Origin of the sequence: Rhodobacter sp. TJ_12, assembly GCF_020023995.1 — a bacterium.
In the GTDB taxonomy this organism is placed as follows: domain Bacteria; phylum Pseudomonadota; class Alphaproteobacteria; order Rhodobacterales; family Rhodobacteraceae; genus Rhodobacter.
The window spans coordinates 1-14,473 of sequence record NZ_NRRD01000009.1; the positions used below are offsets into that span (position 1 = coordinate 1).

The window sequence follows — 14,473 nt, forward strand, 5'->3', positions numbered from 1 at the left end:
CAGAAGCGCGCCGAGCGCTTGAGCAATCTGAGGGCTCCGCGCTCGGCGCGCTTGCCCAACCTGAACCCGACCACTATCAACCCCAAGGACTCTCGTTATGACTGAGGGACGACCGGGGGGCAGGTCAATCCGAACAAAGACAATATCCACTTGGACTTCTTTGATCGCTCGAAATTGGCTCAGTGGATACGACAGCACCCATCGGTCCTTCTCTGGGTGAAAGGCAAGCTCGGCCAAGGTTATTCAGGCTGGCAACCATATGGAGCCTGGAGCAACCCACCGAAAGGATCACAGGACACACTCATCTCGGCCCCAGGTGTTACTGTCCACCTGCCGACTGAGCGGGGCCATGGGCTTTCAATTGAAGACGCCATTGAACCGATGCGTCGCCTCATACGCACATCAACCAAGGCGATCCGCGTCACGGGGCTTTCCGGTGTCGGAAAGACGCGGATTGTGCAAGCACTCTTCGACGAAAACGTGGGAAGCGACCCTCTCGACAGAACGATTGCCGTCTACGTCGACACCGGAGAGGCCCCAGATCCTTCAGCATCCGCGATGCTGGATCGGCTGATCGCTGAAGGGCGTCGGGCGGTGATGGTCCTTGATAACTGCCCTTCCGATCTGCACTCCGCCTTGGCAAGCAAGGTTTCGGCTGCAAGTGGTGATGTCAGCCTGATCACCGTTGAATATGACATCAGGGACGACAAGCCGCAGGCTACAGAGGTCATTCACATCGAAGCTCACGGACCAGACGTTGCCGAAGAGCTTTTGTTGCGACGGTTTCCAGAAATCGGTCAGGGAAACGCACGAAGGGTAGCCGAATTTGCGGATGGAAACGCCAGGGTAGCCTTGGCCATCGCCGAGCAGGTCGAACAAGGTGAGAGCCTTGCTCAGCTTTCTGATGCCCAATTGTTCGACCGGCTTTTCCAGCAGCGGAAAGGGCAAGATGGCGATTTGCGCGAACAAGCCGAAACACTTGCCCTCGTATATTCCTTCTCTGTGTCTGATCTCGAAGTTGGACAGAATGAACTGGGCATTTTGGGTTCGATTTCAGACCACTCCAAAGCGCAATTGTTCCGAGCCGTGACGAAGCTTGCAGACCGCCATGTCGTGCAAAAGAGAGCGCATTGGAGGGCAATCCTGCCCCATGCTGTTGCCAACAGGCTTGCGCGTTCGGCACTTGAAAGCATCCCTGTTGACACGCTGAAATCGACGTTTGAGGCGCCCGGGAACAGTCGGCTGCTTGTGTCGTTCGCACACAGGCTCGGCCTGATGCACGATCATCCTGTTGCAAGAGAAATTGTCGAATCATGGCTCCGGCCTGGCAGCCTCTTAGGGAGCATTTTGGACCTTGATGACGAAGGATCGAGGATCCTCGACTATATCGGGCCAGTTGCACCAGATACGCTGCTAGACCGGATCGAAGCCGAACTCACAGCACCTGATTTTCAGGGAATGGAGCCGGCATATAACCCACGCAGGACAACTATTCTCAACCTGCTGCAATCCTTGGCATATGAGCCACATGCGTTTGACCGCTGCATGTCGCTTCTGCTCCACGTTGCCGACCATGAAGATGAAAACAACAACTATGATGCAGTCCGGAGCAAGATTTCGGGGTTCTTCCAACCCTATCTGTCCGGCACACATGCTTCGCTGGAGCAGCGCCTCGCCATCGTTGAGGGCTGCCTAGACTCTGAGGATATCAGGCGGCGTTCGTTGGGTATCAAGTTGCTCTCTACAGCATTGGATGGGCCGCAATGGACAGGCTTTGGACTTAACGAGTTCGGAGCACGTCCAAGGGACTACGGCTATGAGCCAAATCATGACCAGCTCGTCGAGTGGCGGACTGCCTTCATTGATCTTGCCGTGCGATTTGCAAATTCAAACGATGAAGACATCAAGGGACGAACAAGGCGCGCTTTGGCCAACGAGTTCCGTGGCTTGTGGCACCAAGAAGCCATGCGAGACAAACTGGTCGACGCCGCAAGAGAGATCAACGATCACCAGCCATGGGGGGAAGGTTGGAAGGCCGTTCGTTCAATCATCTATTTTGATCATACAAAGCAAAAGGATGAACCGGAGCCAGAACCGCTTCCGCAGAGCCTCGCTGATCTGGATAGGGACCTGGAGCCTTGTGACCTGATCGCAAAGATCAAAACATATGTGCTGGGCAGCGGGCATGATTACTGGGCGCTTGACGACGACTTCGATGACAGCAGCGCTGACAAATACCGCGCGGCTGAAGTTCGGCTTGTCGCAAAGGCAACGAATTTAGGTGAGAGCTTTGCAGCGTCAGACCATCAACTCGATGAGTTGGGTCCTGACCTTTTTTCACAAGACTGGATGCCCTATCGCAAGGCATTCGGGATCGGCCTTGCGAAGGGGTCCCATAACTATCGTGAGTGTTGGAAAGATTTGCTTGAACACCTCGCTCGGTCATCCGGTTCGAACCATGATTTCGCGGTCATCGGAGGCTTCATCGAAGACGTCGCAGCCAATGACGTTAAGCTGTCTAGAGAGCTTTTGGATGAATGTGCGGAACACCCGGAACTGCGGAACGTCCTTGTGGGTCTGCATCCATGGGCTGACTTCACGGAGGCCGATCTGGATCGATGCATGGCTCTGCTCGACAATGAAGAAACAAAGACTTGGATGTTCGAACCTATCCTTTGGCAGGACAATTATGCACATCTACCAACAGAACGGTTGCTTGAGCTTGCCCAAAAGTTACTAAGCCGGACAAACGGGGAAGACACTCTGCTTCACGCTTTGAGCATGAAGCTGCACAGGCAAGACCCTGCGGAAGATACTTTGGGACCCGAGCTGAGAAAACTTGGCTTGAAGGCGGCAACCAAATCGCTGTTGGCTGATCACAGTGACCATGGCGGCAGCAAAGATTATCGCATGGAAAAGGTCATTAATGCCGCACTTAGCTTCGAGGGCAATGACGCCGAAAAGACTGAGTGGGTCGAAACCATCGTCTCTGTCATCGACAAGCATTACGGCTTCATTCATTCGTTCGAGAAAGCCATTGAGACGACAGCGGGGATTGTGCCGGAAGCCTTTCTAAACCGTGTCTTTCAGGGAACGGATGACCAACAGCATCGACGCACTTTCTTCATTCGCAATGGAGGCATACGACGCTGCCCGCTCTCCAAGATCAATGTGGCCAACCTGATTGCGTGGTGTCGGCAGCGCAACGAACCGGATATTTGGGCACTGGTCGCTTCGGGCATCGGGCTTTGGGAGAAAGGGGATGAGATCAAGGATGGCACATCCATGAGGGCTTCCGCTGTTGAGTTTCTTGAAGCAGCGCCAGAGCCTGAGGTGGTCCTTCACGCCTATGCGGATCGTGTTACCCCGTCGTCGTGGTCTGGGAGCCGTGCTGATGTCATGCAGCCGAGAGCCGATGCCATAGCCGAACTGACCCAGCATGAGCGGGAAGAGATAGTCAAGGCCGCCAGGTCAGTGTCAGATAGACTGACCGTAGAAATAGAACGTGAGCGGACGCGTGAAAAGCAACGAGACGAGGAACAGGAACAGCGCTTTGAGTGATTTCCTGCGAGGGACTAAGCAGTTTTTCTGTAGAATACGGGTTTGAGAGGCTACAATTCGTTCGCCTGCATCGAATGGCAGCAATCCACGCTGCAACCGCTGAATCTCAGCAGGATACAGAGGGTCAGCTCAGGGCTGAGGACGTCGATACAGTGGTGCGGCCCTCGTGGTAGGGCAGCCGCATTGCCGCATGACCGGTTCTGAGCCCAAGGTGGCCGATGCTGCGCGTCGCACTAACGACTTCTATGTAAGCGTCCGGTCAGGGCGACTTTGACCTATCCAGGGGTTTGATCCATGTCAGCGTGACGATGCTCGCGGCCATTGCGATCATTACGATTGTGGTAAGGTAGGGCGCGACCATACATCCCTCGCTGATGGCGAAGCGGGTGACGCCATCTGCCTCGCGCCAAGTGCTAACGTTGAGCGCAAGCATGAGCATCAAGATCACGATTGCGACTGTGGAGAACCAGGCTGACCTAAGGAGGAGGGCTCCCACCGTCAGTCCGATCGCAATCAGGCCGATGGGCTCGAACAAGAACAAAGCGAGGTCGTCGAGTTGGCCGACAGGACCGTCCTGCGGTGTCCAGGCAGGTCTTACCTTGTCACAGACTTCCGCGGCTGCCGGTGTCGACGTGATCAAGCAGACTAGGACTGCCATGGTTCGATTCATTGGCCGGGCCTCCAGGGCAAGAAGTCGTCGACCTTGGTGATCTTGTAGTCAGCGATCCGGGCGAGGGTGTTGGCGAGCCAGGCGTGGGGATCGACTGCGTTGAGTTTGGCCGTTTCGATCAGGGTGTAGGCGATGGCGGCGGCCTTGCCGCCCGCTTCCGAGCCGACGAAGAGGTAATTCTTCCGCCCGAGGGCGATGGCGCGCATGCCGCGTTCGGCGGCGTTGTTGTCCAACTCCAAGATGCCATGGTCAAGGTAGGGGCGCAGGCGCTCCATGCGGGTCAGGGCATAGCGGATGGTGGCCGCGAGCGGGGATTTGCCCGAGATCGTGGTGAGTTGCATGGCCAGCCATAACTCCAGATCGTCAAAGACCGGGGCCGCGTGTGCCTTGCGAAGCGCGACGCGGACGTCCGGTGGCGACCCTCTGGCCTCTTTCTCGACGGCATAGAGTTGCGCGATCCGACCGATGGCTTCTTCGGCGATCGGGGAACCCTGCGATCGGTGGATGTCGACGAACTTGCGCCGGACATGGGCCATGCAGGCGACCTCGCGGATTGAACCGGAGCGGTAGAGGTCCTCGAACCCGGCATAACCATCGGCGTGCATCCAGCCCCGGAACCGGGCGAGATGGTCCTTGGGATGCTGGCCCTTGCGGTCGCCGGAGAACCTATACCATGCAGCGGGCGCGGCGGTGCCGCCCCATGGCCGTTCATCTCGCGCATAGGTCCAGAGCCGGGCTGTCTGGGTTTTGCCGGTGCCGGGGGCGAGCATGCTCACGGGCGTGTCGTCGGCGAAGATCGCCTCGGCCGACAGGACATGGCGACCGATGGCATCGGCCAGGGGTTCCAGCAGGGCGGTGGTCTTGCCGATCCAGTCGGCCAGGGTCGAGCGGTCGAGGTCGAGACCTTCACGGTCGAAGATCTGGCTCTGGCGATACAGGGGCAGATGGTCGGCGTATTTGCTGACCAGCACATGGGCCAGAAGACGTGGCCCGGGGCGACCGCGCTCGATGGGGCGCGAGGGCAGCGGGGCCTGCACGAAGCGTTCGCAGCAGGAACATGTCAATCGGGGCCGGACGATGCGGTTCACGATGAAGCGCCCCGGCACGTATTCCAGTTCTTCGGTCACATCTTCGCCGATCCGGCGCAGGCGACCACCGCAATCGGCACAGGCCTCGGCGCCCGGGGTCAGCTCGACCTCCATCCGGGGGATATGGTCCGGGATCGGACGGCGCTTGGGTTTATCCTTCTCCTCGATGTCCGGCAGCTTCATCCGCGCCGTCATTGCCGCCGCCGCAATCTCGCTGGTCTCCAAGGCCAGTTGCAGCTGCTCGGCGGTCTCGGACGACGCGCCAAACCGGTGTGCCCGATGCTCCGCCAACTGATGCCGCAGCTTCTCGATCAGGATCGCCTGCGCCTTCACCTCGGCCAGAAGCCGCGCGGTGAAGCTGCGCAACTCCTCGGGGTCTTCCGGCAAGGTCAGGGTCTGATCCAACATGCGGGAAGTTTATCCCACTGTATTCCTTGTGGGAATCATTGATTACAGGATCGGCAGATTATCCCGCCGCCAGGGGCCGCCACGTCCGCTGAGGTGCTCGCCAGTCGATCCCTTCCAGCAGCATCGACAACTGGGCGGGCGACAGCACCACCTTGCCCTCCTTGGCCGAGGGCCAGACGAACCGCCCCTTCTCCAGTCGCTTCAGGAACATGCAGGCCCCTTGGCCATCCCACCAGATGATCTTCACAAGGTCACCCCGACGCCCCCTGAACACGAAGAGATGCCCGGCGAACGGGTCCTGCTTCAGCACCGCCTCGGCCTGTGCAGCCAACGCCGCAAAACCCTTGCGCATGTCGGTCACCCCGGCCGCCAGCCAGACCTGCGTGTTCGCCGGAACCGGGATCACGCCGTCAGCCCCCGGATCAACCGCGCCAGCGCCTCGGGATCATAGCTGCCGCTGATCCGCATCCGGTGGCCGCCTGCCAGTTCGATCTCGATGTGGTTCTCGACTACAGGCATTGCCATGGGTGCCTTCGCCTCCGCGACGATCTCTACTGGCAGAAAGCGCGCCTCCTCTGCTGGGGGCGCAGCCGAGGCAGGGTCCGGCGCATGACGGGGATCGCGCAGCCACTTGAAGATCAGGTTGGCATTCACAGCGTAGCGCCGCGCCACCTGCGCCACGGAAACGCCCGGCGCCGTCGTCTGGAAACAGATCGACCGCTTCTCCTCATCCGTCCAAAGCCGCTTCGTCCGACGCGCCACGCCATCACCATAGTGTCCACTATCGATGGTGGACACTATCCGCCTCTCTCACCACGCGGCAGAGCAGTCAGCCCGGACGCTTACCTCCCGCGTCAGGATGAAGGCGGATCTCCGAAATCAGACCCCGTAGAAGAGCGATCGCCTCTGGACGCGTCGCGTCATCGGACAGGCTGGCAGCAAGGGTCGAGACTTTCTGGCGATAGACATCCGCCAGGCCCGGATGCAGGGCAATGGGATCCGGGGCAGGGGTGGCCGCAAGCGCTTCATTCGGCCAGCTCCTTCGCGTTGCCGCGTTCATTGCCGTTCAAGATCATGACACACCCCCGTCCTTCCCGAAGGCTTCGAGCAGAGCGGTTCTCATCTCGTGGACCTCGTCGCAGGCACGGCGAAGGTCAGCTTCTGTCTCTGGATGCACCGGCAAGGTGCCGGTGTTTACGGCTCGCGCCATTTGGTTGAGGTTTGCAGACAGACGTGACTGTCCGAGCGTGGCCAGCACGCGGCCCAAGGCCTCGTGATCTTTGACCGGCTGGGTGTTCCGCCGCCGCACTTTGGGCAAGCTGCTGCCGAAGAGCTACGCTGTGAATGCGAACCTGATCTTCAAGTGGCTGCACGATCCGTGTTATGCGCCCCACCCGCGTAGGATCGCGCTAGGCTGCCCGCATCTGAGCCAGATAAGCCATGAAGCTCTCAAGCGGCATCGGCGCTGCAAAGAAAAAGCCTTGCCCGAAGCTACAGCCGGCCTCTTTGACGAACACCCGTTGCGGGTCGGTTTCGATGCCCTCTGCCGTCACATTGAGCGAGAACGCCTCGCACAGGTTGCAAATCGCGCGGACAATCGCGCCAGCGCCTTCGTCGCTGGGCAATTCCCCAACGAAGGCGGCGTCGATCTTGACCCGGTCAAAGGGGAAGGCGCGCAGATAGCGCAGCGAGGAATAGCCGGTGCCAAAATCATCAAGTGCGACGCTAATCCCATGCGCGCGCAGCCGTTTGAGCGCGGTCAGCGTGGCATCGGTGTGATCAAGCAAAACCCCTTCGGTGATTTCCACCTCCAACCGTTCGGGCGGCAGGCCAGAGCGGTCGAGTGCATTCAGCACATCTTGCGCGACATCGTAGCGGTGAAACTGCAATGGCGACAGATTGACCGAGATTTTGAGATCGTCGGGCCATTGCATGGCGGCTTGGCACGCCATGTCCAACACCTTGAGCCCCAGCGGCTGAATAAGACCCAGTTCCTCGGCCAAGGGCACGAATTCGGCGGGCGAAAGCGGCCCCTTGGTCGGGTGACGCCAGCGCAGCAACGCCTCGGCCCCGCGCAGGCGCCCGGTCTTTAGATCGATCAACGGTTGATAATGAAGTGTGAACCCATCGGATTTCAGCGCATGGCGCAGCGCCTGTTCCAGTGCGTGCAATTCCTGTTGGCGTGCGTTCATCTCCGGATCAAAGACGCGGCAATGGCCTTTGCCCGCTTCTTTCACCGCGTAAAGCGCCAGATCGGCATGCTTTTGCACATCCTCGGGCGTGTCGCCATGCAGCGGTGCCAGCGCCACACCGACGCTGCCGCCGATCTGCACCACATGGCCGTCAATCTCGAACGGGCTCGACAATTGCGCGATGATCCGGTCGCCAAGGGAAAGCGCCGCCTCGGGCTGTGGGCCATCATGCTGGATGATCGCAAATTCATCCCCACCAAGACGCGCAACCACATCGTTTTCGCGCACCAACCAACGCAGCCGCGCCGCCACTTGACGCAAGAGCGCATCACCGACCGGGTGGCCCAGCGTATCGTTGACGCTTTTGAACCGATCCAGATCGATGAACATGATCGCCGCCGGATTTTCGGCATCAGAATCTTGCAGCGCAGCCTCAATCGCTTCTTGAAACGACAGCCGATTGTGCAGCCCGGTAAGGCTGTCATTCCGGGCCAGTTTGCGGATGCGTTCTTCGACCGTGACACGTTCGGTAATGTCTTCGCAAATCAGCATCCAGCCATCGGGCGTGGGTTGAAATATGCCCGAAATCGAGCGTTCATCGGTGAGGCGCCAAATTTCCGAGCGCGCTTCGGCGCCCTTTTCGGCCAAGCGCGTCTGAACGGTCTGGGCAAATTGCGCGCGATGCTCTTTGGGGCACAGACGCGCCATTTCCGCCAGGACCGTGTCTTGTGTTTGGTCCGGGTGCAGCCAATTTTTCGGAATGTTCCAAATCACTTCAAAGGCGGCGTTCCAAATCAGCAACGTGCCCTGATGATCGAACATCGCAAGCCCAAGCGGCATGTTGTGAACCGTTGCCCTAAGTTGCGCACCGCTCGCTTCGAGCCGCAGGCGCTCTAGGTCCAGATCATGCGCCAAAAGTCGGGTTTCAACGAGCTTGCCGCGAAAGCTTTCGGCGGCGCGAGACAAAATGCCGATCTCATCTTCACGCTGTGAGAGATGCGGGATTTCGATGTCATCCTCGCCGCGGGTCAGGCGTTGCATGGCCGCACTGATCCGCAACAAAGGCTGGCTGACAAAGCGCGCGGTCCAAAACACCGCCAAAAGTGTGGCCAGCAAGCCAACCGCCACCGCGCTTAGCGTGCCGTTGCGGGTCTTTATATATTCGGCATCCACACGCGTTGATAAACGATCCGCCTCGGCGCGGGTCTCGGCGATCAGGGCCTTCAGCTCATCTTCCGCGGCATCCATCGCCGCCATCGTCGGCCCTTGCAACCGCGCAGCGGCGCGACGCAGATTGCCCTGTTCCATCAAGCGGTCGACCTCGGCCAAAGAGGCGCGATAGTCCTGCCAATGGCGCTCAATTCGGTCAATCCGGCGCGGGCTGGTCAAGCCCAGCAGATCGGTGCGCAACCGGTCCAGTTGTGTTTCGAACTGTGCCTCGGTCGCACGCATCTGGCGCAGCATGTCCGCTTGTTGCCGAAAATCGGTGCTTTGAACATGACGCTCAGCCAAAAGCTTGTGGGTGGTCAAGGCGCGCTCGACCTCGCTTACGGCCAAGATCCGGGGCAGCGCTTCATCGCGCATCGTGCGCGTGACTTCGCCCATCGATTGCAACTGCCGCACCCCCAAAAGGCCTGGCCCCGCGATCAACGCCAGCAACACAAGGAAGGTCAGCCCCAACCTTGTGCGAATGCTGCCAAGCCGAAGGTGCTTGGCAGTCTTGAACGCGGTTTGCATGAACACGACAGAGCCTCTCGCCAATGCGCCTTATTGCAGGAAGCTGAAGTGTTTCCAGATCGCGTAGTTTTCGCGGAAGGTCGCGTAAGAGTCCCAGACGCGCGCAAAGTTCGCGTTGGCGGCGGATTCTTCTTCGACGATCTTGAGCCAAGAGTCCTCAAACGCGACCAGAATATCGGCGGGCCAGCGGCGCAACTGCACCCCTTCGGCCTGCATTTCCTGCATCGCGGCCCATTGGCGCGCCTCGCCCTCGGCGATCATGTCGCGGATCACATCGCCACAGGCGGTTTCGATGATCGATTGATGTGCTGACGACAGACGCTCCCAAACTGGCAGCGAGATATAAAGATCGAACAGCGTGGATTGCTGATGCCAGCCCGGGAAATAATAGTATTTCAGTTCAGACTGGAAGTTGAGCGGTTGATCCATCGCGGGAAGTGAAAATTCGGTTGCGTCTAATTCCCCCGACTGGATTTTTGCCAAAATCTCCCCCGGCGGGATTTGTTCGGTGATCACGCCGAAATCCTGCATCACCTGCGCGCCAAGCCCGAAGAAACGCATGCGCAGACCTTCGAGATCCTCGACCGAGGAAATATCGCGGTTAAACCAGCCAGAGGCCTCTGGCGGGATCATACCGCAGGGGATGTTGTAAACCCCTTCCTTGGCAAACATCTCACGCGCAAGATCAAGCCCGCCGCCGTAATACATCCAAGCCAGATATTCGCCCATATCCGGCCCGAACGGCACGCTTGAAAACATGTTGAACGCGCTGTCCCGCCCCGCTAGCCAGCCCGCGCCCGCCCAAGCGCCGTCAACGCGCCCCTCGGACACGGCGGCGACGGTTTCGGAGCCAGGCACCAGCACGCCGGGTTCATGCGGGGTCAGCAGAAGCGAGCCGCCCGACATCTGCGCCACACGCTCTGAAAGGCCGCCCGCTGCTTCGCCTAAAATCGGCATGGCGGTCGGGAAGGTCGACGCCACATTGATCTCAACCGGGGCCGCCTCTTGGGCAACGGCAGCCTGCGGGCCGAGCCCCACAACGGAAAAGGTCAACAGCGCAGCAGCGCTCGCAAAGCCGAACATCGGGGAAAACAGGCGCATCTCTTGCGGGTCCTCGCATATACATCCACTCAGTGTCGAAAGATGCGCGCAAGTTCTTAAGATCGCGTGTGTCGCTTGGCGAGATCAAAGCGTGCCGGCGTCATTCCTTATGTGCGGACCGACGCTGTTCAGCTTGCAGCCCTTGATCGGCAAGGTGATGACACCCGATCCCGCGCTTGGCAATGTGCTCGCAAAGCCCGGCGCCCCGGTCAAAGCCAAGCGCCAAGCAAGCTCATGCTATGCGCCTTAACCCGCAAGCACCTCCAGCACTGCCGGGGGGGCGGGGATAATCAAGGCATCCCAGAAGCTTTCGGTTAGATCGCTGCCATCGGCGGCGTCCCAGACGGTCTCGGCCCAATCCTGTGCGACCAGTTGAAGGGCCTCACTTTCAAGGTTGTCGATTTCGGCACCGCTTTCCGCAAGGCTGGTTTCGAAGAAAAGAAAGAAATCCGTTGCCATCCCGTCGATAACTTGGATCGCATCGTCGGTCACGGGCATGATTCCGGTGCCGCCGGGCGGATCGGTGTCACCGACCGGCCGCGCCAGATCTTGCCATGTGTCGCTGGGGCCGTCCCAAAGCGGCGGGGTTTCCCCAGCCATGTCCTCAAGGCACAAGGTCTCGCTGTTTACGGCATCGACCACAAGCGCTTGCAGGTCCGCCTCCTCCAACCCGTTCTCAGCAGCATAAGCCGCGATTTGCACGCCGATCTCGGCATTCCACAGCGCGGTTTCGCCGCTGTCATCGTCAAGCATGATCGCTAGGGCAAAATCCGCGCCCAGTGCCAAAGCAAGTTCGGCACTGGCCAGCGCCTGTGCCGCCGCATGCGCTGCGTCATCCGCAAGGTCAAACGCCTCCAATTTTTGCAAGGCGGTTTCCGTCAGCATCGTCGGAAGATCGGTGCGCACAGTGTCAGCCAAAGACAGCGCGATTTGTTTTTGATCTTCAAAGTCCAAAGTCATGAGCAGATATCCATTTCAGATCGATATTGAAAAAAGGGAGCGCGGAGGCGCACCCTGAGAATACGGTGCAATATACCGCGCTGGGCGCGAAACACGAAGGCTTGCGTCGAATCTCGTTTAAGCGCGAAGGGGCGCGGCGCCTGCGTGGCTGACAAAGCTTTGTGAATCGCTTATGTTCTGAGCGAGGCACCGGGACGAATGCCTGCGTATTAGGCGGCGGCCGGTCGCTTTGCCTGCGCTTTGTGCGATAGTTTTGACCGAAGGCGCAAACGAAGGCTTTCAGGTCGTTTTGAGCGCGTCTGCGTGGGCCAAGTTGAGATTAAGGGGCAAGTGGAAGGGGTCACGCTCCCGGCCCTTCTCTGCTCGCAACCTTCCAAGTCTTGTAGCACAAGGACCTGATATCGATGAAGAAACTCCTCCTTTCCACGGCTGTCGCCTGTAGCTTCGGGCTTGCTGCCCATGCCGAAGTCGTGGTGATGAGCTGGGGTGGCGCCTATGGTGCGGCCCAGACCGAGGCGCATGTTAAACCGTTCGTCGAAGCGACCGGCATCAAGGCGACCATGATCGACGCCGACAACCCCGCTGCCCCGGTCAAGGCACAAACCGAATCCGGCAACGTTTCGGTGGATGTCGCGCTGGTCGAATATGCCGATGCGGTGCGTCTGTGCGACGAGGGCCTGCTGGAAGAAATCGACCCCGCGATCTTGCTGCCGGGCGATGACGGCACCCCGGCGGAAGAAGACTTCCTGCCCGGCGCGGTGATGGATTGCGGCGTCTCGACCGACCTTTGGGCCAACGTGGTCGCCTATGACGACACGAAATTCCCCGATGAAAAGCCGAGCTCGATTGCCGATTTCTTCGACCTTGAGAAATTCCCCGGCATGCGCGGCGTGAAGAAGAGCCCGAAAACCGTGCTCGAAATGGCGCTGATGGCCGATGGTGTGCCCGCGGACGAGGTGTATGACCTGCTCAACACCGATGAAGGTCTGGACCGCGCTTTCGCCAAGCTCGACACGATCAAAGACCACGCGATCTGGTGGGAAGCTGGCGCGCAACCGCCGCAATTGCTGGCCGATGGCGAAGTGGTGATGACCACCGCTTATAACGGGCGTATCTTCAACGCTGCCGTGGAAGAGGGCAAACCGCTTGTCGTGATGTGGGATGGCCAAGTCTACGAGCACGAAATGTATGTGATCCCGGCGGGCGCACCGCATCTGGAAGATGCGCTGAAATACATCCAGTTCGCCACCTCGACCGAGGGCCTGCGTCGTCAAGCGCAATACATTTCGTATGGGCCGACCCGGCATTCGTCGAACGCGGGTGAGATCATCTTCAAAGATGGCAAAACCGTGATGGGGCCGCATCTGCCGACCTACCCGGCCAATATGGAAAACGCGCTCGAAACCAACCTCGATTTCTGGGTCGATCACGATTCCGAACTGGCGGAGCGTTTCAACGCCTGGCTGGCGAACTAAGTCTGCCGGACAGAAAACCAGAAGGCGCGCGGGTGATCCTGTCGGACCCATAAGTAGTAGTCCATTGGTGTCTTCCTGCGCGCCGTAAGCCGTTGAAATATATGGGCCGAAACCGAAGAAATACGCCTCGGGGCCACAAGATGGCCATTTCACACCGAGAAAATGGCCATCGAAAGTTCGTAAAAAATGCCGCCCGAAGGCGGCATGGTATGGTTTCAGGGACAGGTCAGGCTCTGAGGGTAAGTCCATCATGAAATGCGAGTCCTCAGAAAGGCCGACCGGAAGGGATTCGAGCAGCGCCTTGATCTCTTCCGGATCGAGGACCACCGCGGCAAACCCGTGTGCGCCGATCACCCGAAAGACCCGCTTCAGATGGCCGAGGAACATCAGTTCGAGGATGACCTTCAACGATCGCGACATCCGGGCGGTGACTGCTCTCATCTAAGGTCTCGAGCTGGGTGATGATCTCGTCGACAGCCATCTCGACAGCTTTCTTGTGATCAGGCTCCTTCCTGATCTTTTCGATCCGGCCTTTGGGCAAAGCGAATGATGCCTCCTCGCTTATCTCGAACCGGCAGTTGAACGGATTGGCGTTGCCCAGCCCTGGAAAATCCGGATGCAGGTTCGGGTGTCTGGCCGACTTGCCCGCAAAGCCTGCCGTTGCGGCCGCGAGAAATTTTCCCGTGTCCTCGACAGTTTTAGCGCTGCCGACCACCCCGATCTTGATCACATCACCGAGCGGCGCCTGCAGCGGACCGGCCTCGATCAGACCGAGCCGCGGGTCCGGATGGTGATACTTGTCGCCAAACCCCAGCTCCGGCTCGGCGAAGATTTTGCTTTCGAAATTCATCATATTGCGAGCCTTTCCTGGTCGGCGCTCTCCTCCGCCTTCTTCTTCGGAGAGCCCCAAACGTCTTCCGGTACCCGCGTATCGAGAGTGATCTGCGGCGGTTCGGCAAATGCGAGGCAAGGTTCTTCAGCCTGCTCGGGCGCGAAGAGATCGTCGCTGGCCCGCTCGTTCCGGGTCAGAAACCTGTGCCACATGATGACCTGTCCGCGCAGCGATCCGCTGTTATCGAGCCGCTTCTTGCCTGAAAGAAGCACATGCGGATACCGCCGGTGAAGTGTTGGGTCGAACCGACCTGTGTGGCACGGTCGCCGCGGCTGGGTTCGGGCAGCTGGACGCCGCCGATGGAAAGGTCAGACATGATTTCTCCCGCCCCGAGAAATTGACATTCTCGGGCTATGACGATCTTTGAAGTTTGCGGAGAGCCGTCCTTG

Annotated in this window: 11 protein-coding genes; 2 read left to right on the forward strand and 9 right to left on the reverse strand. The window is 59.3% G+C overall.

Annotation, left to right across the window (positions count from 1 at the left end):
* Positions 1-150: 150 nt before the first annotated feature.
* On the forward strand, positions 151-3,561 hold the full coding sequence (locus CKO11_RS08550; protein ID WP_223636469.1) for a hypothetical protein: 3,411 nt from the start codon (positions 151-153) through the stop codon (positions 3,559-3,561).
* Between the two features lie 259 nt (positions 3,562-3,820).
* Here CKO11_RS08550 and CKO11_RS08555 read toward each other — a convergent pair whose 3' ends face one another.
* The 7 genes from CKO11_RS08555 to CKO11_RS08585 all read right to left on the reverse strand — a co-directional run bounded on the left by CKO11_RS08555 (position 3,821) and on the right by CKO11_RS08585 (position 11,717).
* Positions 3,821-4,231: a hypothetical protein gene (locus CKO11_RS08555; RefSeq protein ID WP_223636473.1), complete on the reverse strand. Its 411-nt coding sequence runs from the start codon at positions 4,229-4,231 to the stop codon at positions 3,821-3,823.
* Entirely contained in the window at positions 4,228-5,727 is a 1,500-nt protein-coding gene (gene tnpC / locus CKO11_RS08560) for an IS66 family transposase (RefSeq protein WP_223636476.1), read from the reverse strand. Before tnpC ends, CKO11_RS08555 begins: the two co-directional genes overlap by 4 nt.
* 58 nt (positions 5,728-5,785) lie before the next feature.
* A complete protein-coding gene (gene tnpB / locus CKO11_RS08565) occupies positions 5,786-6,133 on the reverse strand; it encodes an IS66 family insertion sequence element accessory protein TnpB (RefSeq protein WP_136909574.1) in 348 nt (115 codons plus the stop codon).
* Positions 6,130-6,525 (reverse strand): IS66-like element accessory protein TnpA, encoded by a 396-nt coding sequence (gene tnpA, locus CKO11_RS08570; RefSeq protein ID WP_136909576.1) that lies wholly within the window; start codon positions 6,523-6,525, stop codon positions 6,130-6,132. The genes tnpB and tnpA overlap by 4 nt, the downstream gene beginning before the upstream one ends.
* 611 nt (positions 6,526-7,136) lie before the next feature.
* Entirely contained in the window at positions 7,137-9,656 is a 2,520-nt protein-coding gene (locus CKO11_RS08575; protein ID WP_223636872.1) for an EAL domain-containing protein, read from the reverse strand.
* A gap of 30 nt (positions 9,657-9,686) precedes the next feature.
* Positions 9,687-10,757 (reverse strand): TRAP transporter substrate-binding protein, encoded by a 1,071-nt coding sequence (locus CKO11_RS08580; RefSeq protein WP_223636479.1) that lies wholly within the window; start codon positions 10,755-10,757, stop codon positions 9,687-9,689.
* 246 nt (positions 10,758-11,003) lie between these two features.
* On the reverse strand, positions 11,004-11,717 hold the full coding sequence (locus CKO11_RS08585; protein ID WP_223636481.1) for a hypothetical protein: 714 nt from the start codon (positions 11,715-11,717) through the stop codon (positions 11,004-11,006).
* 404 nt (positions 11,718-12,121) lie between these two features.
* On the opposite strand from CKO11_RS08585, the gene CKO11_RS08590 reads away from it, so the two are divergent.
* On the forward strand, positions 12,122-13,192 hold the full coding sequence (locus CKO11_RS08590) for an ABC transporter substrate-binding protein (RefSeq protein ID WP_223636483.1): 1,071 nt from the start codon (positions 12,122-12,124) through the stop codon (positions 13,190-13,192).
* 265 nt (positions 13,193-13,457) lie between these two features.
* Here CKO11_RS08590 and CKO11_RS08595 read toward each other — a convergent pair whose 3' ends face one another.
* Together CKO11_RS08595 and CKO11_RS08600 are read right to left on the reverse strand one after the other, a co-directional pair.
* Complete coding sequence (locus tag CKO11_RS08595; protein WP_223636486.1) at positions 13,458-14,045, reverse strand: hypothetical protein; 588 nt, start codon at positions 14,043-14,045, stop codon at positions 13,458-13,460.
* A complete protein-coding gene (locus CKO11_RS08600; protein ID WP_223636489.1) occupies positions 14,042-14,296 on the reverse strand; it encodes a hypothetical protein in 255 nt (84 codons plus the stop codon). Before CKO11_RS08600 ends, CKO11_RS08595 begins: the two co-directional genes overlap by 4 nt.
* Between the last annotated feature and the right edge of the window lie 177 nt (positions 14,297-14,473).